This window comes from Ochrovirga pacifica (genome assembly GCF_000220525.1).
GTDB classification, from domain to species: Bacteria; Bacteroidota; Bacteroidia; order Flavobacteriales; family Flavobacteriaceae; genus Ochrovirga; species Ochrovirga pacifica.
In genome coordinates, this window is sequence record NZ_AFPK01000030.1 from 1 (window position 1) to 2149 (window position 2149).

The 2149-nt window shown below is 31.5% G+C and carries 2 protein-coding genes; both read right to left on the minus strand.

What is annotated here, in order from left to right; translation table 11 throughout:
- Window positions 1-81 precede the first annotated feature (81 nt).
- On the minus strand, window positions 82-1353 hold the full coding sequence (locus FS85_RS0105785) for a hypothetical protein (protein WP_010135159.1): 1272 nt from the start codon (window positions 1351-1353) through the stop codon (window positions 82-84).
- A gap of 82 nt (window positions 1354-1435) precedes the next feature.
- Window positions 1436-2017 carry an NUDIX domain-containing protein gene (locus FS85_RS0105790; protein ID WP_029489293.1) on the minus strand — a complete coding sequence of 194 codons (582 nt, stop codon included), beginning with the start codon at window positions 2015-2017 and terminating at the stop codon, window positions 1436-1438.
- Window positions 2018-2149 lie beyond the last annotated feature (132 nt).

Here is a 2149-nt window from a genome sequence, read left to right on the forward strand (position 1 = left end):
ACAATTGTTTTGTAAGGCTTTTTTGGACAGTTATTTATAAAACGAATAGTCTTAATGTTTTGTTTATCATTAAAAATACGATTAAGGGTTTAGTTCGAAGTCGTCTTCTAATAAATAGATTTTGTGAGAACCAATACCTCCAGTATTTTCATTTACCAATACTCTTTTCTCAGCTATATCATAGGCAATAAAATTTCCTTCCGTAGATCCTTCAGATCTAAGAATCATGTACAAAACACCATCGTTAACAGCTATTTTTTCAATAGGTACATTTCCTGATGTAGTATAGATAAGTTCAGCTTCTGATACTTCTTGATTTATACCTAACTTGTAAACACTATTACCAGATGAATTCCCCGATAAAGCATAATAGTAAGTGTTATCGTCAACAGCCAAAGAAGTTGCTTCCAATACTAAATCAGATTGGTATGGCAGTAATAGGGTTTTTACAATATTACCCGTAGAAGGAGTTATTTCAAATATTGCGGGCTGATATTGGGTGTTTGTTAATCCATTATTGTTTTGTTTTATTTTATCACCACTGCACAATACCGCTATATTTCCGTTAGAAAGTTTGGTTAGATCTATAGGGTAATCGTTTAAGTCCTTTTCGATAAGATTATTATTATCACTAGCAACAATAGAAATAACAGAACTTTCTATATGATTGGCAATTAAATAAGGAGATTGATAGATTAATTTTTCAGGTTTTTTTATATTGAGTGCTTCCACATTAGTAGGTTGATAAACAGGCCATTCCCCATTAAGGTTAAAATAAGCAATGTAAGGTTTTTCGGTACCGTCGTTTGTGTTAATTCCCCAATTCGTTATATAAGCAGAGTTTCCTTCAATGACTATATCTCTAGCTTGTGCTAGTCCTTCCAGTACTACTATTTCAACTAAATTACCGGACTCATCTTCAGCATATGGAACGGTAAAAGTACAAGTGTTTAAAGAAACAATTCTATCATTCAAACAAAGTATTGTTTTTTGGTTGTTAAGATTGTTGTTATAGGCAAAAGCGTTTATAATAGCTTGATCAAGAGCTTTATCATTTTTATCTTGAAACAAAGTTTTAGAAGTTATGCTTCCATCACTGTCTATGTAAACAACATTACCAGGTGTTTCTATAGAACCAGATTCATTTGAAACTCCTGATGCAATAATGAGTACGTTTTTGTTTAGCAAATCACTACTAGAAGGAGTATTGCCTCCTGTTTTGCATACAATATCCGAACCAGTTGGTAGGTCTTCTTCCTCTTCTTTATATAATTTTCCTTCCACATCTTTGGCCGCACATCCTATTAGAAATAAGATAAAGAGATAACTAAAAAATAATTTTATTTTTTGCATAAAATAAAAGATTGCTTTTGTATTACAAATATAGGGTATTGATTAATAAGCTATCACATCATAATGTTTTAAAATAACATAACTACGACATCAATTTATGAATTTTTAAATATTGTAACAACATAATGGTTTTAGCGTCTATAATTTCATGACCAATCATTTTATAAGCTTCGTTAAAATCTAATTCAACTACTGTGATATTTTCATTTTCTTCTATCAATCCACCTCCAGAACCTACTTTCATATATTCGTTGTAAGGAGCTATAAAAAAGTACAAAATTTCGGTTACAGAACCCGGTGACATATATGCTTGAAAAATTTGTTGGACTTTGGGTACTCTATAGCCTGTTTCTTCTTCAGTTTCTCTTAAGATAGCACTTTCTGGACTTTCAGCCCCTTCTACACCTCCTGCACAAGCCTCTAACAACATTCCTCCTGGATTGCCGTTAAAGTGGGTGGGGATTCTAAGTTGTTTGGTTAAGATAATTTTTTGGGTTGTTGTATTGTACAACAGTATGGTAGTGCCATTACCTTTGTCATAAGATTCTCTAGAGGCTTTTTCCCATACACCATTTTGGTTGATGAATTGATAATTTACTTTGTGTAAAGTATAATAATCGTTGGACAATAATTCTTTGCTAAGGATGTTTAGTGGGGTTTTCATGTTGATTTTTTTGTTAAAAATAAATACAAAGTTGTTGAAAAAGAATTGCAGCGGTTGTTTTTTAATATTTTCTGTATAAAAAAACAAAAAAATCCCTTTGTTAATTAGTCAAAAGGAAGTTTTAGTTAGTAA